Here is a 596-nt window from a genome sequence, read left to right as displayed (position 1 = left end):
GGCAGGTTACATCATGCGGCGTCTGATGGGCGGCGGCGCGGGATTTGCACAGCAGCCGCTGTTCTCCTCGAAAAACCCAGCCAGTCCGGCTTACGGTAAATATACCGACGCGACGGGTAAAAACTAGGGCGCAGCCCAGCCAGGCCGCACCATGACCGTACCGAAGACGGCAATGGCACCAAAACCGGCGACCACCACTACCGTTACCCGTGGCGGTTTTGGTGAATCTGTTGCCAAACAAAGCACTATGCAGCGTAGTGCAACCGGTACCTCTTCTCGTTCAATGGGTGGCTGATACCGATGGAAAGAGTCAGTATTACCGAGCGCCCGGACTGGCGTGAGAAAGCCCACGAATACGGTTTCAATTTTCACACCATGTACGGCGAGCCGTACTGGTGTGAAGATGCTTACTACAAGTTGACCCTCGCCCAGGTTGTAAAGCTGGAAGAAGTCACCGCCGAACTGCACCAGATGTGCCTGAAAGTGGTGGAAAAAGTGATCGCCAGCGATGAGCTGATGACCAAATTCCGCATTCCAAAACACACCTGGAGTTTTGTGCGCCAGTCATGGCTGACGCACCAGCCATCGCTTTATTC

Annotated in this window: 1 protein-coding gene and 1 pseudogene; both read left to right on the top strand. The window is 55.0% G+C overall.

What is annotated here, in order from left to right; all coding sequences use genetic code 11:
* Positions 1 to 13 precede the first annotated feature (13 nt).
* A pseudogene (locus tag ACLO87_RS16890) lies at positions 14 to 295 on the top strand (DUF1190 domain-containing protein).
* A gap of 5 nt (positions 296 to 300) precedes the next feature.
* On the top strand, positions 301 to 596 hold a 296-nt coding region (locus ACLO87_RS16885; RefSeq protein ID WP_430224357.1), incomplete at its 3' end, for a glutathionylspermidine synthase family protein.

Origin of the sequence: Paenalcaligenes sp. Me52 (genome assembly GCF_050487965.1) — a bacterium.
Classification (GTDB): Bacteria; Pseudomonadota; Gammaproteobacteria; order Burkholderiales; family Burkholderiaceae_B; genus Paenalcaligenes.
Note: the sequence above shows the minus strand (reverse complement) of the source record. Positions and strands in the feature narration are given on the sequence as shown.